We start from the raw sequence: 22854 nt of genomic DNA on the forward strand, positions 1-22854 counted from the left end.
CCCGGATGCGCGAGGTGTCACCCGGTCGCGCCGGGTCGTAGAGCACGGCGGCCGGGTCGCCGGATGACGCCGCGCTCGATGCGCCCGTGGCCGAGCAGGTGGGCCAGCACGTCCGTCTGCGAGCGGCGGCGGGCCCGTGCCACCGCGCCCAGCAGCAGCGAGAGCACCGCCAGAACGCTGAGGCCGATCGCTACCAGCCAGAACGGGCCGGGCGCGGGGAGGCGAGGAACCCGACGATCAGCAGCGACAGCCCCACGGCCATCCCCGCGATCGCCAGCGGCGGCTCACGGGAACCGGCCGCGCTCACGCCGCGGGCGCTGCGCTCGTCGCGCGCACCATGCGCGGGCCCGCCCAGAGGATGAGCGCCAGCACGAGCACCACGAAGCCGAGGAAGGCGGGCACGAGGGGCAGCCACAGCAGCGCGACCCCCACCAGCAGGGGCGGCACGGTCATGCCGGCGAAGCCGAGCAGGAAGATGCCGGCCGTGGTCTCGCTGCGGCTGCCCTCGTCGGCCAGCGTTCCCGCCGTGGCCAGGGCCCCGCGGAAGACCAGGCCCACTCCCGCTCCCGCCACGACCGCTCCCGCCACGAACAGGGCCGCCGAGACGGTGAGCGCGGCCGCGCCGAGGCCGAGCAGCCCGGCGACCATCGAGACGACGCCGAGCACGAGCTGCCGGCGCGTACTCAGCCGCGCGAACACCACCTGGGCGAGCGCGGCGGCGCCGAACACCGAGAACGAGACGGCGCCCGCCACGAAGCGGTCGCTCTGGTGCAGCAGCTGGGCCAGGAAGGTGGGGGCGACCGATCCGAACAGGCCGGTGATGGCGAAGGCGGCGAAGCCACCGATGCCCGCGGCCCAGTAGGCGGTACGGCTCTCCCGCGGAACGCGCACCCGCTGCGGGCGATACGGCTCGCGGCTGCGCGCCGGCACCCGCACCACGGTCTCGGGCACGAAGGCATAGGCGAAGCCGACCGCCACCATCAGGGCGAGGAACACGAGGTACGGGGTCACCAGCGGCGCCGGCACCCACTCCGCGAACGCGCCGCCGATCAGGGGCCCGAGGGCCAGTCCGCCCATGTTCGCGACGCCGGCGATGGTGGCGGCGAAGCCGAGGGTCGCCTCCGGCCGCGCGATGCGGCGCAGGTCGGCGAGGTGCGCGGTGGCGGTGGCGGTGAGGATGCCGATTCCCGAGCCGGCCACGAAGCGCGCGGCGATCAGCCCCTCGGGCGAGCTCCAGAGCAGGAACATCACCGCCGCGACCACCTCCACCACCACGGCGGTGAGGATGACCCGCCGCCGCCCGAAGCGGTCGCTGAGGTGCCCCGCGACGAAGAGCGAGACCATCACCCCGAACGAGTAGGCGGCGAAGACGACCGTCACCGTGACGGTCGGGAATCCGTCGCGCTGCTGGTAGAGCGCGTACAGCGGGGTGGGCACGGTGTTGAAGGCCATCATCACCACGAAGGCGACGGCGGTCACCCAGAATCCGGCGGCGTGCGTGAGGCGGACGGGGGAGCGGCGGCGGCGGAGCCGACCGGGGCGGGGCGATGCGGCGTCGACCGGGACGGCGGGGGTGGGGGATGTGGGAGGGGGCAGCAGGGAGGTCGACATACTTCGATCATGCGCTTCCGCAACGATCGAGTCCAACGAATTATTCTGCTGACTCTGATCGCTTTCATCTATAATAGGACGAATGGAGACGCGCCTGCTGGAGTATTTCGTGGCGGTGGCCGACGAGCTCAGCGTCACCCGGGCATCCGAGCGCCTGTTCGTCGCCCAGTCGACCGTCTCGGCCGGGCTGAAGAGCCTCGAGGGCGAGCTCGGGGTCGCGCTGTTCGAGCGCAGCACGAAGGCCGTTCGGCTGCTGCCGCCGGGCGAGTCGCTGCTCCCGCTGGCGAGGGCGCTGCTCGACGACGTCGAGGGTCTGCGGCAGGTGGCGACGGAATCCGGATCGGGCCTGCGCGGGCGCGTGCGGATCGGCACCTTCGCCGTGCTGCAGGTGCTCGACCTGCCGTCGGCTCTGGCGCGATTCCGCCGCGAGCATCCACTCGTCGACGTGCAGATCGCCGGCTCGCCGACGGGTTCGACCGGGTTGATGGACGATCTCGTGCACGGCCGCTTCGACCTGGCGTTCTCGGGACTGCCCGTGCCGCCCGAGCTCGACTCCTGGGCGCTGGCCGCCTTCGACTTCGTCGTGCTGCTGCCGGAGGGTCATCCGCTCGCCGTGGCCGGCCGCACCTCCGTGACGCTCGAGGAGCTCGCCGCCGACGACTGGGTCGACGTGTTGCCGGGCTTCGGCAACCGCGTCCAGGTCGAGCGGATGCTGGCCGAGCGCGGCATCCGTCGACACGTCGTGGCCGAGATGGCCGACCTGCCGAGCATCGCGCCGTGCGTGGCGGCGGGACTGGGTGTGGCGGTCGTGCCCGATCTGGGCGAGGCCGAGGGATGCGCGCGGGTGCGGCTGGCGACGCCGGCCGAGCCGTGGGTGTTCTCGCTGGCGGCGCGGCACGGCGCCTCGCGGCGGCCGCACATCCGGGCCCTGATCGAGCAGATCCGGGCCGCCGCGCCGCGACCGGCCTGAGCGGAGTGGGGCGGTTCCCGGCAGGGCTGCTCGCCACGCCTTGCCGCGGCGAGCAGCCCTGCCGGGCAGCGATCGGGGGCGGCATGCTACTCAGGCGCCGGGCGATGTCGCCGGTTCGTGCGACCATTCGCGGAAGGGCCGGGAGTGGGGCCGGGGCTGGCGGCGACGGCGGGAGAGCGGATGCGGGGCGAGGCGAGTGTGCTGCACGCCGACCTCGACGCGTTCTACGCGTCGGTGGAGCAGCGGGATGCGCCCGAGCTGCGCGGGCGGCCGGTGATCGTGGGCGGCGGTGTCGTGCTGGCGGCGAGCTACGAGGCGAAGGCGCGCGGGGTGCGCACGGCGATGGGCGGGCGGCAGGCGCGCGAGCTGTGTCCGGATGCCGTGGTCGTGCCGCCGAGGATGGAGGCCTACTCCGCCGCCAGCAAAGACGTGTTCGCTATCTTCCGCGACACGACACCGCTCGTGGAGGGGCTGTCGATCGACGAGGCGTTCTTGGAGGTCGGCGGTCTGCGGCGCATCGTGGGCACGCCAGAGCAGGTCGCCGTGCGCCTGCGGGAGCGGGTTCACGCGGAGGTCGGGCTGGCGATCTCGGTGGGGGTGGCGCGCACGAAGTTCCTCGCCAAGGTGGCCAGCGCCGTCAGCAAGCCCGACGGGCTGATCGTGGTGGAGCCCGAGCGGGAGGAGGCTTTCCTGCTCCCGCTCCCGGTCGAGCGGCTGTGGGGCGTCGGCGCGGTGACCGCCGAGAAGCTGCACCGGCTCGGCATCCGCACCGTCGGGCAGCTGGCCGAGCTCGAAGAGGCCACCGCCGAACGGCTGCTCGGCCGAGCCACCGGCGCCCACCTGCACGCGCTGGCCCGGCTGCGCGACCCGCGCCCGGTCGACACCGCGCGGCGCCGCTCGTCGATCGGATCCCAGCGCGCGCTCGGCCGGGGCCCGCGCACGCCCGCCGAGCTCGACGTCATCCTGAGTCAGATCGTCGACCGGCTGGCCCGGCGGCTGCGCGACGGCGACCGGGTGTGCCGCACGGTCGTTCTGCGGCTGCGCTTCGGCGACTTCGCCAAGGCCACCCGCTCGCGCACGATGGGCACGCCGACCGATCGCACGGCGGCACTGCTCGCCGTCGCGCGCGAGCTGCTGGTCGCCGCGCAACCGGAACTCGACGAGCGCGGCATCACCCTCATCGGGCTCTCGTTCGGGCAGCTGGGCCGGGCCGACAGCATCCAGCCGGAGCTGCCGATCGACTGGAACGACGACGCGCGGCTCGACACGGTGCTCGATGCGCTGCACGACCGCTTCGGTGCGGCCTCGGTGGCGCGGGCCGTGCATCTCGGCCGCGATCCGGGCTGGTCGACGCCGGTGCTGCCCGAGCACGAGTGACCGGGGCCGTGCCGAGCACGAGTGACTGGTGCCGGTGCTGGATGCGGACCACGGTGCCTTGGCGATCGCCCGCGCTCACGGCAGGCTGAGACCGTGGGCGACGTCGTGAGCTTCGAACTCCTGCTCGACGAGCAGAGCGAGCTCGACGTGCGCGCCGAGTGGGAGGCGCTCGCCGGGGCCGGGCTGTCGAGCCTGGCGGCGCATCCGTCGGCCAGCAACCGGCCGCACATCACCCTGCTCGTGCGCGGCGAGGTCGCGACTCCCGACCCGAGCGCGCTCGCCGAGACGTTCCGGCTCCCGCTGCCGATCGTGCTCGGCGCCCCGATGCTGTTCGGCAGCGGGGAGCGCCGCGTGCTGGTGCGCAGCGTGATCGCCTCGGCCGAACTGCTGCGGGCGCATGCCGGCCTGCATCGCCTGGCCGGGACCGGGGCCGGCGACGACGCCCCGCACACGACACCCGGCGACTGGACGCCGCACGTCACGCTCGCCCGGCGCCTGCGGCTCGAGGACGTGCCGCAGGCTCTCCGGCTGCTCGACGACGTGCGGGCATCCTCTCAGCGAGGCGACGCCCGGGACGGCGACCGGGGCGACGGCCGGGGTGATCCCCGGCTCGCCGACCGGGTCGTCTCCAGCGCCACGGCATTGCGGCGCTGGGACTCCGCCAGCGCCACGGTCACTCCGCTGCTCGATCACGGTCGAGGTGCCCTACGATCGTCGAGGAGCTGATCGCACCGAACGCGACCGGCCCGCACGAGGGGGCACCGTGAAGGCGATCACACGACTGGCGTTCATCCTGGCTGTCGGCCTGGGGGTCACGGCCGGTCTCACCGGCACCGCTGCGCCGGCGAGCGCCGACGAGGGTGAGACGCACACGATCTCCGGCCACGCCTTCGCCCGCGACGCCGAGGGCGACCCGACGATCACGGTGCCGGTCTACGTCGGGGTGGAGACGCCGTCGCTGGATGCCGTCTACCACGGGCAGGGGACCAACTCGGGGCCGTACGAGGTCGCCGGCGTCCCCGACGGCGAGTACCTCGTCGAGTTCGTCTGGGCGACGGATCCGAACAGCCCCGACGCGCTCGGCTACGCCACGACCTGGGCCGGGGGCACGCCCTACCGCTCGGAGGCCCAGCTCGTAGTGGTGGACGGGGCGGACGTGTCGCTCGACATCGAGATGCCCCGCGGCGCCGGCCTCACCGGCATCCTCACCACCGCGCCGGCCAGCCAGCAGGACTTCCGCATCGCCGAGGCGTACCTCGTGGGCCCCGACGGCTCGTACACGCTCACGCAGAGTGCCTCGGTGACGGGTCTGACGGTGCAGACGGATGGGCGGTACCGCCTGAGAGGCCTCGCCGACGCCGACTACGTCATCCGGTTCAGCGAACGGGCGCGTTTCGGCGGGCACGATTTCGAGACGCAGTACTGGCCGGGCACGCGGAGCCGCGACGACGCCGAGCGGGTGCATCCGGTCGCCGGCCAGCTGATCAGCGACATGGACATCACCCTGCAGCCGTGGAGCCCCCGGGTGGTGGATCGCCTGGCGGGCACCGACCGCTTCGAGGCCGCGGCGGCCATCTCGGCGAGCGAGTTCGGCAGCGGGGTGCCGGTGGTGTTCGTCGCCAACGGCCTGAACTACCCGGATGCCCTGTCGGCCGGGCCCGCGGCCGCGCGGCTCGGCGGACCGGTGCTGCTGGTGACCCCGACGGGCATCCCCGCGGCGATCGCGGCCGAGCTCGACCGCCTGAAGCCGGCGAGGATCGTCGTCGTCGGCGGCGAACGCTCGGTCGGCCCCGCCGTCTACGGGCAGCTCGCCGCCGCCACCCCGCAGATCGAGCGGATCGCCGGCGCCGATCGCTACGAGGTGTCGCGCAACGTCGCGCGGTTCGCCTTCGCCCAGCCGTCGATCCGGCCTCAGCCTCCGATCACGAACATCGTCTTCGCCGACGGGCGCGGTTTCGCGGATGCGCTCACCGCGGGTGCCGCGGTGTCGCTGGCGGAGGGCAGCAACGCCGTCGTGCTGGTCGACGGCTCGAAGCCGACCGTCGACCCGGCGACGGAGGCCTTCGTGCGAGAGGTCGCCCCGCAGCGTCTGTACATCGCCGGTGGTGTGAACTCGGTCCCGCAGGGCTTCGAGGACTCGCTCGAGGCGATCCAGCCGGGCGCCACCCGCATCGGCGGCGCCGATCGGTACGAGGTGTCGGCGGCGATCGCGGGAACCATCCCGGCGCACTACGGCGGCGAGATCGACGCCGCCTACTTCGCGGTCGGGACGACGTATCCGGATGCCCTCACCGGCGCGGCGGTCGCGGCGGCGCGGGGCACGAACCTCTACATCGTGCACCCCGACTGCGTGCCCGCACCGGTGCTCGAGCGCCTGCGGATCAACGGGCACCAGAGCATCCGGTTGCTCGGTGGACCGAACAGCCTGACACCCGCGATCGAGGGGCTGCCGAGCTGCTGATCAGGGGGCCCGACGCCGACGGGGAGACTCTCGACGGCTTCGGGCCACCCGGTGATCACCCGCGCTTCACCGGCCGTTCACCCGGCGCGGCGAGCATCGGGAGGTGCTGAAGCCTGTCTCGCGTCCCCTCGCCCTCATCTCCGGAGCGGCCTTCGTGCTCGCCGGACTGTTCGCCGTTCCGGCCGCCGCCTCGGCCGCGCCCGCCGCGCCCGCCGTCACGAGCGACGCATCCGCTGCCGCCGCATCCGCCCTTCGGATCAACGAGATCGAGACCGACGGCAGCCCCGACTGGGTCGAGCTGATCAACACCGGCACCGAGCCGCTCGACGCCTCCGGCTACTCGCTCACCGGCCGCGAGAACGGCGTCACGATCACCCTCCCGAGCGCCACCGTCATCGCGCCGGGTGCCGTCTACGTCGCCGAGAGCTCCACGTTCAAGCTCAAGAAGAACGACAAGGCGAGCCTGTTCGCGGCCGACGGATCGACGCTCCTCGACTCCTACGAGTGGGGCGACTTCCACCTCGACACCTACGGCCGCGTGCCGAACGGCACCGGCGACTTCGTGCAGCAGGCAGTGCCCTCCAAGGGCGCGCTGAACGACGAGTCGGTCACGCCGACCGACCCGACCGATCCCACGGATCCGACCGACCCCACCACCCCCGGTGACGACTCCGGCTGGGCCTCGGTGAAGATCAACGAGGTCACCTCGGCCAACGACGACCCGTACCACGACGCCTACGAGCTCGTGAACACCGGCGACACGGACGTCGACGTCTCCGGCTGGCTGCAGAGCGACAGCACGAGCCTCCCGGTCGCGCTCGACGCCCCGAACGGCACCGTCGTACCCGCGCACGGCTACCTCGTGCTGCTATCGAACCAGGGCCTCAGCTCGGGCGGCGACTCGGTGAAGGTCTACCGCGCCGACGGCAGCACCATCGTCGACACCGTCGGCTGGGGTGCGGATGCCGCCCAGCCGGGTTCCTGGTCGCGCTGCGGCGACGCCACCGGCGCCTGGGTGCACACCGCCGCGGCGAGCTGGGGCGTCTCGAACGCCGAGGCCTGCGCCGGCGAGATCATCCCCTCCGACGACCCGGGCAACGGCGGCGTCTCCTGCCAGACCGAGGCGGCATCCGGAAGCGGACCGGCCCTCGCGGGCGGACTCGCCTGGCCCGGCGGCCAGAGCGCCGTCGTCGCCGACGACGAGTGCCAGTTCGTCACCGCGCTCTCGGGCCAAGACGTCTCCGGCCTCGACATCGACCCCTCCGCCCCCGACGTGCTCTGGGCCGTGAAGAACAAGAGCCACGTCTACAAGCTCGTGAAGAGCGGCGACCTCTGGGTGCCCGACACGGCGAACGGATGGGCCTCCGGCAAGGCGCTCGTCTTCCCGAACGGCGGCGGCCAGCCCGATTCCGAGGGCATCACGGTCGGCCCCGACGGCTTCCTCTACATCACCACCGAGCGCGACAACAGCAACAGCGGAGTGCCGCTGGACAGCGTGCTGCGCTTCGACCCGAACGCCGCCGGCACCACCCTCGTGCCGACCCAGCAGTGGGTACTGACGAACGACCTGGCCGACGCCATCGACCCCGTCGCCAAGGCCGACTCGAACCTCGGCTTCGAGGGCATCACCTGGGTGCCCGACACGTACCTCACCACGAACGCCTTCGTCGACCAGAGCACGGGCGCCGCCTACGACCCGGCCGACTACCCGGGCCACGGATCGGGCCTGTACTTCACCGCGCTGGAGAAGAACGGCCACCTCTACGCCTACGCCCTGAACACCGATGGCAGCTTCCACCGCGTCGCCGCGATCGACACCGGCCTGCCGCTGATCGCCGACACGCAGTGGGACCCGGATGCGCAGCGCATCTGGGCGGTCGCCGACAACAGCGTGGCCGGCTCGTCCACCCTGCTCGAGATCGACGCATCCGGAGCCTTCGCGGTCGACCGCATCTACGACCGCCCCACGGGCCTGCCGGACTACAACAACGAGGGCTTCGCCATCGCGCCGAACTCCACCTGCGTCGACGGCGTCAAGGAGGTCATCCGCTCGGACGACGGCAACAACGGCGGCCACTCGCTCTGGTCGGGCACGGTCTCCTGCGACCTCGACCTCGGCCCGCAGGGCCCGAACCCGCCGATCGAGTCCGAGCCCTCGGTGACGGCCACCCCGTCCACCGTGCAGGCCGGCGCCACCACCACCGTCCTGGCGAAGGGCCTCGTTTCGGGCACGCAGTACACGGTCGCCCTGGATGCCCCGCAGCCCGCGGCCGCGCTTGCCGAGGGCCCCGCCCCGCTCACGCTGGGCACCGCTGTCGCCGACACCGACGGAACCTTCACGCTCTCCGTGACGATCCCCGCCACCGTCGCCGCCGGCGACCACACCCTCTCGGTGGCGACGGCTGCCGACCCGGTCACGCCCCTCGCGACCGCCGCCCTCACGGTGACGGCCGCCGCCGTCACGCCCACCCCGACCCCCACGGTCACCCCCACCCCGGCGCCGGCCCCCGGCCCTGCGGGCGGCACCACCAAGCCGGCCGGCACCTCGCCGGCGCTCGCCTCCACCGGTGCGGAGCCGGCACCCTGGATCGCCGCGAGCACCCTGCTCCTGCTCCTCGGTGCGGCCCTCGTCGCGGCGCGGGCCCGGGCGGCCGCCCGCCGCTGACCGCGCGACCCCACCCCCCTTCTCGGCACGGTCCAGGAGTCGGATCCGGTTGGCGGATGCAGAAATACCGAGGAGCGACGACCTATACGGGGTCGGTGTCCCTCAGATCTGCATCCGCTGACCGAATCACCTCTCGCAGGACCGCGTCGGCCACAGCGAGCGGCGAGGCCGCCTTCGCGGCCGCGAGCGCGTCAGCGGCGGCGGGCGGACGCCTCGAGCTCGGCCTGGCCGTAGCTGTTGTCGGCAGGGTTGAGCGTGACGCCCGGGGGAACTAGGGCGTCGATCGCGTCGAGCACGTCGTCCGGCAGGGTGACCGAGGCGGCCGGGAGCTGCGAGTCCAACTGCTCGAGGGTGCGCGGGCCGATGATCGCCGAGGTGACCGCCGGGTGGCGGATGACGAAGGCGATCGCGAGCTCGATCATCGTCAGACCGGCCGACTCGGCCAGCGAAGCGAGCTCCTCGACGACGTCGAGCTTGCGCTGGTTCGCCGGGTCGGACATGTCGAAGCGCGCCGGCGGACGGGCCGACGACGTGGGCGACGCATCCGCATCCTTTCGCCAGCGGCCCGAGAGCCAGCCGCCGGCGAGCGGGCTGTAGGTGAGGATGCCCATGCCGTGCCGCCGCGCGGTGGGCAGCACGTCCTCCTCGACGCCACGCGCGAGGATCGAGTACGGCGGCTGCTCGGTGACGAAGCGTGAGAGGGTGCGGTCGCGCGCCACGACCTGCGCTTCCACGATCTGGCTCGCCGCGTACGACGACGATCCGATGTAACGCACCTTGCCCTGGCGCACGAGGTCGGTGAGTGCCGACAGCGTCTCGTCCACGTCGGTATCGGGCGAGGGCCGGTGCACCTGGTAGAGGTCGATGTAGTCGGTGTCGAGGCGGCGGAGCGAGTCCTCGACCGAGCGCATGATCCACTTGCGCGATCCGCCGCCCCGGTTCGGCCCCTCGCCCATCGGCATGAAGAACTTCGTGGCGAGCACCACGTCGTCGCGGCGGCCCTTGAGCGCCGCGCCGACGATCTCCTCCGACTCGCCGGCCGAGTACACGTCGGCGGTGTCGACGAAGTTGACACCCGCGTCGAGCGCCCGGTGGATGACCCGGATCGAGTCCTCGTGCGAGGCGTTGCCCCAGGCGCCGAACATCATCGTGCCGAGGCACAGCGGGCTGACCTTGACGCCGGTGCGGCCGAGCGGGCGATACTCCACGGCGCTCAGGCCTCCGGGATCTCGCGGCTGAAGGTCTCGAGCGTGACCTGCTCGGGCTCGGGGCCGCCGCGCTTGCCGGTGTCGAGCGCGTCGATCTGCGCGATCTCGTCGGAGCTCAGCGAGAAGTCGAACACGTCGAGGTTCTCGGCGATGCGCGCGGGCTTCACCGACTTCGGGATGACCGACCGCCCCGCCTGCAGGCCCCACCGCAGCATCACCTGCGCCGGCGACTTGCCGTGCGCCTCGGCGATCGCCACGATCGTCGCATCCTCGAGCGCGCTCGTGTGGCCGCTGTCGCGGTAGAACGTGATGCCGCCGATCGGCGACCAGGCCTGGTTCAGGATGCCGTGCTCGGTGTCGTAGGCGAGCAGCTCCTTCTGCTGGAAGTACGGGTGCACCTCGATCTGGTTCACCGCCGGCACCACCTTGGCCACGGTCAGCAGCGTGTCGAGGTGCTCGGGCATGAAGTTGCTCACGCCGATCGCGCGCACCTTGCCGTCGGCGTAGAGCTCCTCGAGCGCCCGGTAGGCCTCGAGTGTGCGGGTGAACGCGGAGGGCAGCGCCTGGTGCAGGATCAGCAGGTCGATCTGTTCGAGCCCGAGCTTGCCGGCCGACTTGTCGAAGGCGTGCAGGGTCTCGTCGTAGCCGAAGTCGTTGATCCACACCTTCGTCTCGATGAACAGCTCGTCGCGGGGGATCCCGGATGCCGCGACGGCGGCTCCCACCTCGCGCTCGTTGCCGTAGGCGGCGGCGGTGTCGATGTGGCGGTAGCCGACGCGCAGGGCCTCGGCCACGGCATCCGTCGTCTCGGCCGGCGCGGACTGGAAGACCCCGAAGCCGATTGCCGGGATCTCGACGCCGTTGTTCAAAGTCAGGGTGGGAATGCTCATGCCGGTGACGCTACGCCTGCCCACGCCGGGCAGGGAGGGTGTGTCAGTACCTGTGTCAGCAGGCACTCCCGCGGCGGCGCTCAACGCGGTGTGATGGATGCATGAAAGCCACCTACATGTTCGGCGCCGGCGACGTGCGCATCCAGACCGTCGCCGATCCCACCATCCAGCAGCCCACCGACGCGATCGTGCGCGTGACCCGCGCCTGCATCTGCGGCTCCGACCTGCATCCGTACCACTCGATGCCCGCGAGCGAGCAGGGCACCCCGATGGGTCACGAGCTCATCGGCGTGGTCGAGGAGACCGGCCGCGACGTCAGCACCCTCAAGAAGGGCGATTTCGTGATCGCGCCCTTCGCCTACAGCGACAACACCTGCGCGTTCTGCCGTGACGGGTTCCAGACCTCGTGCCCGCACGGCGGGTTCTACGGCACCACCGAGGTCGGCGGCATGCAGGCCGAGCTGCAGCGCATCCCGCAGGCCGACGGATCGCTCGTCGTCGTTCCCGGCGCCGTCGACGAAGCCCTCTACCCCTCGCTGCTCACCCTCTCCGACGTGTACCTCACCGGCTACCACGCCGCTCACATGGGCCGGGTGTCGGCCGGCAAGACGGTCACGGTCATCGGCGATGGCGCGGTCGGGCTCTCCGCCGTGCTGGCGTCGAAGCAGCTCGGCGCCGAGCGCATCATCCTGATGGGCCGGCACGCCAGCCGCACCGACCTCGGCGTCGAGTTCGGGGCCACGGATGTCGTCGCCGAGCGCGGCGACGAGGGCATCGCGAAGGTGATGGACCTGACCGGCGGCGAGGGCAGCCACATCGTGCTCGAGGCCGTGGGCCACCTCCCGGCCTACGAGCAGGCGTACGGCATCGTGCGCCCCGGCGGCACCATCTCGCGCGTGGGTGTGCCGCAGTACGAGAAGGCGCCGATCGGCTTCGGCTCGCTGTTCGGCAAGAACGTCACGCTCACCGGCGGACCCGCCCCCGTGCGCGCCTACCTCGAGCAGGCCATCCCGCTCGTGCTCGACGGCACGATCGACCCCGGCCGCGTCTTCGACCGCACGGTCGGCATCGACGACGTGCCGGCCGGCTACGCGGCGATGGATGCGCGCGAGGCCCTGAAGGTGCTCGTCAAGTTCTGACGCCCCGCCCCGCCCCGCACCCACCCCCCATCTGTACCCGCAAGGAGACGCATCATGACCGAACAGTCCGCCGCCCAGAAGCTCGTCGGCGACATCAGCCCGAAGCTCGCCGAGCTCACCGATGACGTGCTCTTCGGCGACGTGTGGGAGCGCGAGGCCCTCGCCAAGCGCGATCGCAGCCTCATCACCATCGCGAGCCTCATCACGAGCGGATCGTTCGAGCAGTTGCGCAGCCACCTGCGCATCGGCCGCCAGAACGGTCTCACCGAGCCCGAACTCGCCGAGGCCATCACCCACCTCGCGTTCTACGCCGGCTGGCCGAAGGCGATGTCGGCCGTGCAGATCGCCCGCGAGGTGTTCAAGGACTGACCCGCCGAGCATCCGCTCGCCCCACTTCATCTCGCCCACTCCGCACAGAGAGAAGCCGACCATGAGCACCGAGCTGCAGCCCAAGACCCCCACCGCCAAAGGACCCGAGGAGTGGTTCGACGGCGACGTCTACTTCAACTCCTACTACTCGGGCACCGCTCCCAGCCGCGCTCGACTGAACCTCGTGCGCTTCACCCCGGGCGCGCACACCGCCTGGCACAAGCACGCGGTCGGCCAGACGCTGCACGTCACCGAGGGTCTCGGCTACGTGCAGTCCCGCGGCGAGAAGCTCATTGAACTGCACCCCGGCGACACCGTCTACACGCCGCCGGGCGAGTGGCACTGGCACGGCGCCACGCCCGACGACTTCCTGTGCCACCTCGCCCTGTGGGAGGCGCCGGCCGACACCGATTCCGCCGAACCCGAAACCGTGTGGGGCGACAAGCTCACCGCGGCCGAGTACCCCGCCGAAGGCTAGCCTCTCCAGCGCGGCGCGTCATTCCACCAGCGCGGAGGCCTGCTCCTGCGTGGCCGCCCAGGAGGCCAGCACGCGCAGCGCATCGGCGGTCGGAGAGCCGGCCGGGGCCGTGTAGACGTTCATCACGAGACCGGGCTCGCTCGGCAGCTCCATCGACTCGTAGGTGAGGTCGAGGTCGCCGACCACGGGGTGGTGCAGGCGCTTGAGTCCGCTGCGGTGGAACATCACGTCGCGCGAGGCCCAGCGCTCGCGGAACAGCTCGCTCTGCGTCGAGAGTTCGCCGATGAGCCGGATGAGGTCGGGGTCGTGCGGGGTGCGTCCGGCCTCCAGGCGCAGCATCGCGGCCGCATCGCGCGTGATCTGGTCGTAGTCGCGCCAGAACTCCCGCGCGGCCGGGTTGAGGTAGGTGAACCGCGTGGTGTTCACCGGGCGGTGCGGGTCGTCGAAGACGGGCGAGTACAGCGCGCGCCCCATCCGGTTGGCGGCGATGATGTCGTGCCGGGCGTTGCGCACCCAGGCCGGGGCATCCGACATCGCGTCGAGCACCTGCAGCACCGAGGCGCGCACCGGTCCGGGTTTCGACTTCGGGGCGCGGCGGTGGGTGGGTCCGGATGCGCGGGCGAGGTCGAAGAGGTACTGCCGTTCGGCCTCGTCGAGCTTGAGCGTGTTCGCGAGGGCGTCGAGCACGCTCTCGGATGCCCCGGCCAGGTTGCCGCGCTCGAGACGCACGTAATAGTCGACCGAGACGCCGGTGAGCATCGCCACCTCTTCGCGCCGCAGCCCCTCCACCCGGCGGTTGCCGCCGTAGACCGGCAGTCCCGCCTGCTCGGGCGTGATGCGCGCGCGCCGGGAACTCAAGAACTCGCGGACATCGGTGCGTACGTCTCCCATGCCACAACGGTACGTCTCCGCGGCCCGGCGGGGGAGGCACTGGCACTACCTGCCAGGCGGGGCGCTTCCGCTCGGCTCCTCGCACCCTCTCTAGCGGGCGTGGTCGGGCAGGGTGCCCACGTGGTGGCGGCCGCGCAGGAGGTACCAGGCCAGACCGCTCACGACGACCGCTCCGATGAACAGCACGGCGATGTACCGCAGCAGGCCGTCATCGCCGTAGACCTCCACCCGGGGCCAGGCGAGATTGACCGCCATCCCTGCACCCCACAGCACCGCGACGATGTTGATGGGCAGGCCGAGACGGCCCAGTGAGAAATGCCGGCGGGACGCAGCGTCCGCTGGCCTTTCCGCGCGATCCCCACTCTGCGAGTTCTCGGATCGCGCCGCCCGCGCCGGTGAGCGCCACTCGCCCTTGAAGCGTGCGATCAACAGCGGCACGGTCACGAGCAGGTAGGCCAGGTAGATCAGGATGACGGCCACGCTCGTGATGGCGGTGAAGATCTCGGCGGCACCGATGTCGATGGTCAGGATGAGCACGGCCAGCACGCCGATGACCACCGCGGGCACCACCGGGGCCTTGCGCTTCGGGTCGACGCGGGCGAGCATCCGGCTGCCGGGGAGGGCGTTGTCGCGGGCCATCGCGAACATCAGCCGGATGCCCGCGGTGTGCACGGCGAGGGCGCACACGGTGACGGCGATCACGATGCAGACGAGGAAGGCCGTGCCGAGGGGGCCGCCGAGGGCCTGAAGGACGATCAGCTGCAGGCCGCCGGAGGCCTCGCCGAGGGCCGGGTCGCCCAGCTCGGGGGCGGCGAGGATGCCGAACAGCAGGATGAGTCCGCCGATCACGAACGACGCGATCACTGCGCGGAGGATCGCGAGGGGGGCCGTGCGCCGCGGGTCGACGGTCTCCTCGCCGAGCGAACTGGCCGTGTCGAAGCCGTACATCACGTAGGCCGAGGCGATGGCGGCGACGAGGAAGGCGCCGAAGTAGCCGCCCGGCATCCCCACGCCGTAGCCCGCGGTGTCGAGCAGAACGCTGGGCGGGTTGACGATGTGCGCGGCCAGGATGACCACGAGCAGCACGGCGGCGACGAGTTCGATCAGCACGCCGATGCTGTTGATGCGGGCCATGAGCTTGATGCCGAAGGCGTTCACGACGGTGGTGAAGAGGATGAGGATGCCGCCCCAGATCACGGCACTGATGCCGAAGCTCGCGCCCGTGCCGTCGCCCACGAGTTGGAAGCCGCTCCAGATCTGCGGCAGGGTCACCTGGTAGGCGAGCACCACGGCGGCGAGGGTCACGATCGAGGCGGCGAGCATCATCCAGCCCGCGAGCCAGCTCACGGTGGGCCCGGCCACCCGTTTGCTCCAGTTGTAGACCGAGCCGGCCACCGGGTAGCGGGCGGCGAGTTCGGCGAAGCAGAGCGCCACCGTGAGCTGGCCGGCGAAGACCAGGGGCCACGACCACCAGTAGGCGGGGCCGCCGTTGAGGAACCCGAAGTAGAAGAGCTGGAACGTGCCGGTGAGGATGGAGATGTAGCTGACGCCGGCCGCGAAGCTGCCAAGCCGGCCGATGCTGCGGGCGAGGGTCGGCCGGTAGCCGAACTCGGCCAGGCCGTCGTCGCTCGCGCTGTCTCCCACGCCGGTCGTGCTGCCCACTCGTGAACCGTATCGCGGCCGGCGAGGCGTTCCGGCCCGGCTGGGCCCTCATCCGCAGCCGCTTGAGGACATGTCCGGATGAGGGCACGGAAGGTCTCCCGCCAGCAGGCCGCTCGCCCCTACTGTGTGAGTGACGCGCAGGGGGCGCGCCTGCGGAGGAGGCCCGGCATGCCCGAGTGGTACACCCTCGGCGTGGTCGCGCTGGTGATCGTGGCGGTCGTAGTCGTGATCGTGCGGTTCCGCGTCAACCCCGTGATCGCCCTGGCGCTCGGCGCTGCCGCGATCGGCCTGCTCACCGGCCTCGGCCCGGTCGACACCGTGCAGACGATGTCGCAGGGGTTCGGCGACGTGATGATGGAGGCGGGCATCCTGATCGGCTGGGGTGTGCTGATCGGCGCGATGCTGAACGAGATGGGCGCCATCACGCGGCTCGTCGAGAGCCTGATGCGCCTCTTCGGCCGGCGCGGCATCCCCTACGCGCTCGGGTTGTCGCTCGCGACCTACCTGCAGACGATCTTCGTCGACGTGCTGATCGTGATCGCCGCCCCGCTCGCCCGTCGCATCGCCCCGCGGCTGGGTCGCGTCGGAACCGGCATCGTGGGTGTCACCTTCGCGGTGGGGCTCGAGATGGGCATCGTGATGATGGTGCCCGGCTTCGCGGCGGTCGCCCTGGCCGGGCTGCTCGGGGTGCCGCTCGGCGTGATGATGCTCGGCGGGTTCGCCGTGGTGGCGCCCACCGTGGTGCTGACCATCCTGCTGATGTCGCTGTTCTTCCGGCTCGGCTTCTGGAACCCCGAGCGCGACGAGCAGGTGGTGGTGCGCGATGACGAGGAGGGCGCCAAGGTGGGGGCCGCGGGTGCAGCTGGCGCCGAGGTGGGGGCCGCGGGTGCAGCTGGTGCCGGTGCTGGTGCTGGTGCTGGTGCTGGTGCTGGTGCTGGTGCCGGTGCTGGTGCTGCCAGGGTTGCGGATGCAGCCGGCGCTGCGGGCGCTGCGGATGACAGCGCCCCGGTCGCCGACTCAGCCGACCGGATGCTGCTCCGCACGCCCACCGGATCGATCCGCACCACGGTCGGCGGTGTGCCCCGCGGCCCGGCGAGCACCCGCCCGGTCGACCGCGAGGAGCGCGAGCGCCCGCTGCTGCTGCTGTTCGCACCCATGCTGATCGCCCTGCTGCTGATCGCGGCTCAGGCCGTGCTCACGGTGATCGGCATCGAGGTGCCCACGCTGCAGTTCCTCGGCAGCCCGATCATCGCGCTGCTGCTGGCCGTGATCGCCACGGGCGTCATCGGCCGCTCCGCCGTCGGCACCAAGCGCATCGAGAAGGCGGTGGTGAAGGGCTTCCAGGACGGCGGCCAGATCTTCCTCCTCACCGGCATCGGCGGCTCGCTCGCGGCGGTGATCGCGAAGGGCGATCTCGGCGCGGTGCTGCAGGGCTACTTCTCGGCCACCTCGTTCGCGCCCCTGCTGCTGGTGTGGGCGATGGCCGCCATCCTGCACATCGCCGTGGGTTCCGTGACCCTCTCGGCCATCACGGCCGCCGGCATCATCGCGCCCGTCGCCGCGACGATGGGGCTCGACCCGCTACTGGTGGCCCTCGCCGCCGGATCCGGGGCGCTCTTCTGCATCCACGTCACCTCGAACACCTTCTGGCTGCTGCAGACCTTCCTCGACCAGTCGGTGCGCGGCGCTCTGAAGACCGTCACCGTCGGCGTCTCCCTGGCCTCGGTCATCGCCCTCGGCATGACCCTCCTCGTCTCCCTGGTCATCTCCTGACTCGAGCGTGACCGGGCGGCCCGCCGTCGATCGCATCCGCGAAAGCGAACAGAAACACCGCCGAAACGTCGCCGTCACACACGCCCGCTACCGTCGGAGCATGAGGTTGTCGCACGAGTCACAGGGGTTCTGCCCGTGGTTCTGCCTGCGCCGCCAGAGCGGCCACCACAACACCTCTGTCTTCTCGTTCAACAGGTGACCCCGCCCCGCACCGGGGGAGAAGTGCGCCCACCAGCCCATTGAGGGCTCCGGATGCTGAGCGCACGCCCCGCGCGGTCGTCACGCCGTCCTCGGCTGAGCTGCTCTCGCAGCAGCCTCGCTCGGTGACTCGCTGATGACCCTGCGCGGCGATTCGCTCCCTCGGGCTTCGCGTCCTCGCGGCCGTCGTCGCGGCCGCCGGGCACCCGTTCCGGTTCAACTTTGGCTCCGGCTCCGGCTCCGGCTCCGGCTTCGGTTGCGGCTCCGGTTCCGGCGTCCGTCGACCGCGATCCGGTGACCCGGTCGACTGCCCCCCCCCCCGCACATCGCCCGCTTTCTTCGCGGCCTCACCGCCAGACCTCCCTCTCTTCGGCGCGCCCGCGCGCCATTCCACGCCTCACGCCCCACCAGGAAGCACCATGCCCACTCTCTGGCAGAACGCCCTCGTCATCGCCCTCGATGACGAGCACGGCGCCGAGCCCTTCCGCGCCGACGTGCTCATCGACGCAGACCGCATCACAGCGGTAACGGCGCCCTACGGATGCCCGGTCCCGTCCACTCCGCCCGCCACCGCCGATCCCACCGACGTCATCGACGCCACCGGCCTTCTGCTTCACCCGGGCTTCGTGAATGCGCACACCCACTCCTGGGAGATCCTGTTGCGCGGCACGAGCGACCCCCTTCCGCTGGAGGTGTGGACCCTCCTCAGCTACCCGCCCGCCGACGTCGACCCCGTGCCGGAGCGCCTCGTCTACCTGCGCACGGCGGTGGCTGCGATCGAGTCCCTGCGTAGCGGCGTGACCACCGTTCTCGACGACACGGGTGAGCTGCCGGATGCCACACCGGCCTCCTTCACGCAGGTGCTACGGGCATATGCCGAAGCCGGCATACGAGCTACCTGCACGGGTACCGCGGTGGATGTTCCCATAGTCGATCGCCTCGCTTACGCCGAGGAAGTCCTGCCTCCGTCCCTGATCGAAGCGAACCGAGCATCGATGCCCCCGTCCGAGGCGATCCAGGACGCCTACCTCGCGTTCTGCGCCGAAGCCCGCGAGCTGGCCGCCCAGCACGGCGACGGCCGCCTGCGCTACGCCGTCGCCCCGAGCGCCCCGCAGCGGGTCACCGACGAGCTGTTGCTGCGCACCGCCGCCGAAGCCCGCGAGCACGGCGAGGTGCTGCACACCCACCTGCTCGAGACGAAGCTGCAGCAGCAGCTGGCGCGCACGCGCTACGAGGGCCGCACGATCGTGCAGCACCTGCACGACCTCGGCATTCTCACACCGAACCTCGTGCTCGCCCACGGCATCTGGCTGACGCCAGGTGATCTCGACCTGCTCGCCGCATCCGGAGCCACCGTCGTGCACAACCCGCTCTCGAACCTCAAGCTCGGCTCGGGCGTGCTCGCCTGGCGGGCGCTGCACGACGCCGGCGTGCGGGTCGCGCTCGGCACCGACGGCGCCTCGAGCAACGACTCCCTGCGCATGCACGAGGTGATCAAGGCCGCCGCGACGCTGCACACTCTCACCGACCCCGACTACCGCCAGTGGCCCACGGTCGCCGAGGTTCTGCACGCCGCGACCGTCGCCGGCGCGCGCGCAGCCGGCTGGGCCGACACCGTGGGTGCGATCGCCCCCGGCCTGAAGGCCGACCTCGTGGTGGTCGACCTCACCCGCGACACCGCCTTCACCCCGCTGAACGACGCCGCTCGGCAGCTGGTCTTCGCCGAGAACGGCTCGTCCATCCACCAGGTCTGGGTCGACGGCCGGCTCGTCGTCGAAGACGGCCGCTGCACCCGGATCGACGACCTCGCGCTGCTGGCGGAGTTCCGCCGCGAGGCCGCGGCCTACCTCGCGCGAGTGCCGTCCTGGCGCGCTCGCCAGACCGAGATCGAGCCCTACGTGCGCGAGGCCCACCTCCGCGCCTGGGCGGATGACCCCACCCGAAACCCAGCACCCCAGAACGCACCGGAGGAGCACTCGTGAAACTCGACGACATCTGCCTGGTCAACGCCGAGGTCGCCGCCTCCGACGCGTTCTACACCGACACCCTGGGCCTGCCCCGCCGCATGCGGAACGTGCGTTTCGTCGACTACGACTTCGGTGTCGGCCCCCGCCTGGCCCTCTGGATGCGCCCGAGCATCACCGAAACCGTCGGCCCTGCGTATCCCGTCGCCCCCGGCCTGCCCTTCCGGGTCACCCTGGAGCTTCCGGATGCTGTGGAACTCGACGCGATCGCCACACGGCTTCCCGAGGCGGTGCCGCTGAGTCACGCTGCCACCGGCGCTACGAGCCTCGCCGCCAGCGATCCGGACGGCTTCGTGACGGTGCTGCGCGCCACACCCCCGGGAGGCCGCACCCGCATCGCCGAGGTCGAACTCGCCGTCAGTGATCCGGCCCGCACGGCCGAGTTCCTCGGGCGACTCGGGTTCGAAGCGCTGCCTTCGAATCCCAACGGCCGCATCCGCTTCGACGGGGGAGAGGTGACCTTGGTGATCCTGGATGCGGCGACTCTCGACGATCCTACCCTATCGCCCACAGAGCGCGAGTCATTCACCCGCACCGGTGGCCACCTGATGCTCGCCGTCGAACTCGAGACGGGGGAGCAGGTCGACACCCTCTACGCCGACCTCACCGCCCGCGGCCTCGCGGCGTCCGGCCCACCTGCGGTCTACGAGTGGGGCGCTCGCTCCACCTACTTCATCGACCCGGATGGCTACATCTGGGAGATCTACGCCTGGGTAGAGACCCCGAAATGACCCGCCCCATCAGGGCCCCACGACGTTCCACCCGCACCATCGGCGCTACCCGTTCCACCGGCGTCACCCGCACCACCCCATCCCGCAGCACCACCCACACCCCCGAGGAGAACACCATGTCCCCCGCAACCCCCACCCCCACCCGCGCCCGGCGCTTCATCGCGGCCGGCGCGCTCGCCCTCGTCGGCGGCCTCGCTCTCGCGAGCTGCGCCAGCGCACCCAGCGACACCGCAGCATCCGGAGCCGCCGGCAGCGCCGCAGCCGACGCGAACTTCCTCCCCTGCATCGTCAGCGACGAGGGCGGCTTCGACGACCAGTCCTTCAACCAGCTGGGCCTCGAAGGCGTCACCGACGCCGCCGAGACGCTCGGCACCGAACACATCGATGTGCAGTCGCAGGCCGAGAGCGACTACGCGCCCAACATCGCGAGCCTCGTCGACCAGGGCTGCACCACCATCGTCACCATGGGCTACCTGCTCGCGGCGGCCACCGAGGAGGCCGCGGCGGCCAACCCCGACATCAACTTCATCATGGTCGACGACAACACCATCACGGCCGACAACGTGAAGGGCGTGGTGTGGGACACCTCGCAGGCCGGCTTCCTGGTGGGCTACGCCGCCGCCGACTACACCACGAGCGGAAAGGTCGGCACCTACGGCGGAGCGCAGATCCCGCCCGTGACGCTCTACATGGACGGCTTCGCCCGCGGCGTCGAGTACCACAACCAGCAGAAGGGCACCGATGTGCAGGTGATCGGCTGGGACCCGGATGCGCAGACCGGCCTCTTCACCGGCAACTTCAGCGACATCAACGCCGCGAAGGTGCTCTCGCAGGGCATCCTCGGCCAGGGTGCCGACGTGATCGTGCCGGTGGGCGGCCCGATCTACCAGGGTGCGGCGCAGGCGATCCGTGACGGTGGAACCTCGGTCGCCCTCGTGGGCGTCGACACCGACATGTACCTGAGCGACCCCGAGTACGACGACATCTGGTTCACCTCGATCGCCCGTGACATGCCCAAATCGATCTCCGAGGTCATCCAGGCCGCGGCCGCGGGCGACTTCTCGAACGAGGAGTACGTCGGAACCCTCGACAACGGCGGCGTGCTGATGAGCCCGTTCCACGACTTCGAGTCGAAGGTCGCGCCCACCCTGCAGGGCGAGCTCGACACCATCCAGGCCGCCATCATCGACGGCTCGCTGACCATCGAGACCCCCTCGGCCCCGTAACCCCACCATCCCCCACCCCCCTCCTCGCGACCAGTCACTTTTGGCCCTAAAACCCTTCGTATAGGGCCGAAATCGACGGGTCGCGAGGAGTGTCGACTCGAAAGGAGGCGCCCGTGCGCGACCTCATCTGCATCACCGACCCCGGCCAGGAGCAGGCCGTCGCGCTGCTCGCGATCCTCGCGTCGCCGGAGGACTTCCGGGTGCGCGCGATCGTCGCGAGTGCCGGCAACACCACCCTCGACCACACGGTCGAGAACGTCTTCAAGGTGCTCGAGCTCGCGGGTGAGCCCGGCCGCGGCATCCCCGTGCACCGCGGAGTGCCGAAGCCCCTCCTGCGCCCGCTCGTCACGGCCGCGCACGTGCACGGCGAGACCGGCCTCGACGGCTACGACTTCCCACCCGTCACCGGCACGGCCGAGGAGGAGTCGGGAGTCGCCGCCATCATCCGTCTCTGCCGCGAAGCCGCCGCCCGCGAGCCGCACTCCCTCACGATCGCCCAGTTCTCGAGCATGACCACGCTCGCCGTCGCCCTCACAGAGGCGCCCGACATCGCCGAGGACATCGCCGAGATCGTCATGATGGCCGGCGCCTACTTCGAGGTCGGCAACATCACCCCCGCGGCCGAGTTCAACATCTACGTCGACCCGCACGCGGCATCCATCGTGCTGGAGTCGGGCATCCCGATCGTCATGCTGCCCCTCGACATCACCCACCAGCTGCGCAACACCCGTGCCCGCCTCGACGCCTTCTCCGCACTCGGCACCGAGCCCGGCCGCGCGGTGGATGCGATGCTCACCTTCAGCGAGACCTTCGACCTCGAGAAATACGGCTGGGACGGCGCCCCCCTGCACGGCCCCGTCGTCCCCCTCTATCTGCTGCGCCCCGAGCTCTTCCACGGTCGCCGGATCAACGCCCGGATCGAGACCGCGAGCGAGCTCACGATGGGCATGCTCGTCGCCGACTGGTGGCAGATCACCGACCTCCCGCGCAACATCTTCTACGCCCGAGACGTCGACGCCGATCCGTTCTACGCCGAACTCCTCAACCGCATCGCGCGCCTCTGAGCGGCATCGTCCGCCTCTGATCGGCGCGGCCATCAAACGCGGACGATGAGCGGAAGCTTACGTTCCAGCGCATTGCGCCCCACACGGAGACGGGGGATGCTCCTTCCAGGGGGTGAG

19 protein-coding genes are annotated in these 22854 nt (G+C 71.3%); 13 read left to right on the plus strand and 6 right to left on the minus strand.

The window, feature by feature from the left end:
• Positions 1-17: 17 nt before the first annotated feature.
• Together ACN4JJ_RS01795 and ACN4JJ_RS01800 are read right to left on the minus strand one after the other, a co-directional pair.
• A complete protein-coding gene (locus ACN4JJ_RS01795) occupies positions 18-167 on the minus strand; it encodes a hypothetical protein (protein WP_440708193.1) in 150 nt (49 codons plus the stop codon).
• Between the two features lie 136 nt (positions 168-303).
• Positions 304-1611, minus strand: a complete 1308-nt coding sequence (locus ACN4JJ_RS01800; RefSeq protein ID WP_440708194.1) for an MFS transporter — start codon at positions 1609-1611, stop codon at positions 304-306.
• Positions 1612-1693: 82 nt separating this feature from the next.
• Here ACN4JJ_RS01800 and ACN4JJ_RS01805 point away from each other — a divergent pair, with 82 nt between their 5' ends.
• The 5 genes from ACN4JJ_RS01805 (at position 1694) to ACN4JJ_RS01825 (ending at position 9084) form a co-directional block, all read left to right on the plus strand.
• Positions 1694-2581, plus strand: coding sequence for a LysR family transcriptional regulator (locus tag ACN4JJ_RS01805; protein ID WP_440708195.1), 888 nt, complete (start codon positions 1694-1696; stop codon positions 2579-2581).
• 180 nt (positions 2582-2761) lie between these two features.
• Positions 2762-3958, plus strand: coding sequence for a DNA polymerase IV (gene dinB / locus ACN4JJ_RS01810; RefSeq protein ID WP_440708779.1), 1197 nt, complete (start codon positions 2762-2764; stop codon positions 3956-3958).
• A gap of 93 nt (positions 3959-4051) precedes the next feature.
• On the plus strand, positions 4052-4684 hold the full coding sequence (locus tag ACN4JJ_RS01815) for a 2'-5' RNA ligase family protein (protein WP_440708196.1): 633 nt from the start codon (positions 4052-4054) through the stop codon (positions 4682-4684).
• A gap of 37 nt (positions 4685-4721) precedes the next feature.
• On the plus strand, positions 4722-6419 hold the full coding sequence (locus ACN4JJ_RS01820) for a cell wall-binding repeat-containing protein (protein WP_440708197.1): 1698 nt from the start codon (positions 4722-4724) through the stop codon (positions 6417-6419).
• 103 nt (positions 6420-6522) lie between these two features.
• Entirely contained in the window at positions 6523-9084 is a 2562-nt protein-coding gene (locus ACN4JJ_RS01825; RefSeq protein WP_440708198.1) for a lamin tail domain-containing protein, read from the plus strand.
• 191 nt (positions 9085-9275) lie between these two features.
• Here ACN4JJ_RS01825 and ACN4JJ_RS01830 read toward each other — a convergent pair whose 3' ends face one another.
• Positions 9276-10292 (minus strand): aldo/keto reductase, encoded by a 1017-nt coding sequence (locus tag ACN4JJ_RS01830; protein WP_440708199.1) that lies wholly within the window; start codon positions 10290-10292, stop codon positions 9276-9278.
• Positions 10293-10297: 5 nt separating this feature from the next.
• A complete protein-coding gene (locus ACN4JJ_RS01835) occupies positions 10298-11182 on the minus strand; it encodes an aldo/keto reductase (protein WP_440708200.1) in 885 nt (294 codons plus the stop codon).
• Between the two features lie 101 nt (positions 11183-11283).
• Here ACN4JJ_RS01835 and ACN4JJ_RS01840 point away from each other — a divergent pair, with 101 nt between their 5' ends.
• From ACN4JJ_RS01840 to ACN4JJ_RS01850, 3 genes are all read left to right on the plus strand, one after another.
• The gene (locus ACN4JJ_RS01840) at positions 11284-12321 is read left to right on the plus strand and encodes a zinc-binding dehydrogenase (protein WP_440708201.1); all 1038 of its coding nucleotides are present in this window, start codon (positions 11284-11286) and stop codon (positions 12319-12321) included.
• A gap of 54 nt (positions 12322-12375) precedes the next feature.
• The gene (locus tag ACN4JJ_RS01845) at positions 12376-12690 is read left to right on the plus strand and encodes a carboxymuconolactone decarboxylase family protein (protein ID WP_440708202.1); all 315 of its coding nucleotides are present in this window, start codon (positions 12376-12378) and stop codon (positions 12688-12690) included.
• Positions 12691-12751: 61 nt separating this feature from the next.
• Positions 12752-13168, plus strand: coding sequence for a (R)-mandelonitrile lyase (locus ACN4JJ_RS01850; protein WP_440708203.1), 417 nt, complete (start codon positions 12752-12754; stop codon positions 13166-13168).
• Between the two features lie 18 nt (positions 13169-13186).
• On the opposite strand, the gene ACN4JJ_RS01855 is transcribed toward ACN4JJ_RS01850, so the two are convergent.
• Positions 13187-14059 carry a helix-turn-helix transcriptional regulator gene (locus ACN4JJ_RS01855; RefSeq protein ID WP_440708204.1) on the minus strand — a complete coding sequence of 291 codons (873 nt, stop codon included), beginning with the start codon at positions 14057-14059 and terminating at the stop codon, positions 13187-13189.
• Between the two features lie 90 nt (positions 14060-14149).
• Positions 14150-15721 carry an APC family permease gene (locus ACN4JJ_RS01860; RefSeq protein ID WP_440708205.1) on the minus strand — a complete coding sequence of 524 codons (1572 nt, stop codon included), beginning with the start codon at positions 15719-15721 and terminating at the stop codon, positions 14150-14152.
• 168 nt (positions 15722-15889) lie between these two features.
• On the opposite strand from ACN4JJ_RS01860, the gene ACN4JJ_RS01865 reads away from it, so the two are divergent.
• The 5 genes from ACN4JJ_RS01865 (at position 15890) to ACN4JJ_RS01885 (ending at position 22737) form a co-directional block, all read left to right on the plus strand.
• Positions 15890-17494: a GntP family permease gene (locus tag ACN4JJ_RS01865; protein ID WP_440708206.1), complete on the plus strand. Its 1605-nt coding sequence runs from the start codon at positions 15890-15892 to the stop codon at positions 17492-17494.
• 617 nt (positions 17495-18111) lie between these two features.
• Positions 18112-19674 carry an amidohydrolase family protein gene (locus ACN4JJ_RS01870; protein ID WP_440708207.1) on the plus strand — a complete coding sequence of 521 codons (1563 nt, stop codon included), beginning with the start codon at positions 18112-18114 and terminating at the stop codon, positions 19672-19674.
• Positions 19671-20447, plus strand: coding sequence for a VOC family protein (locus ACN4JJ_RS01875; protein WP_440708208.1), 777 nt, complete (start codon positions 19671-19673; stop codon positions 20445-20447). Before ACN4JJ_RS01870 ends, ACN4JJ_RS01875 begins: the two co-directional genes overlap by 4 nt.
• A gap of 116 nt (positions 20448-20563) precedes the next feature.
• Entirely contained in the window at positions 20564-21673 is a 1110-nt protein-coding gene (locus ACN4JJ_RS01880; protein WP_440708209.1) for a BMP family lipoprotein, read from the plus strand.
• Between the two features lie 113 nt (positions 21674-21786).
• Positions 21787-22737: a nucleoside hydrolase gene (locus ACN4JJ_RS01885; RefSeq protein WP_440708210.1), complete on the plus strand. Its 951-nt coding sequence runs from the start codon at positions 21787-21789 to the stop codon at positions 22735-22737.
• Positions 22738-22854: the final 117 nt, after the last annotated feature.

Origin of the sequence: Herbiconiux dendrobii (assembly GCF_052048175.1) — a bacterium.
In the GTDB taxonomy this organism is placed as follows: Bacteria; Actinomycetota; Actinomycetes; order Actinomycetales; family Microbacteriaceae; genus Herbiconiux.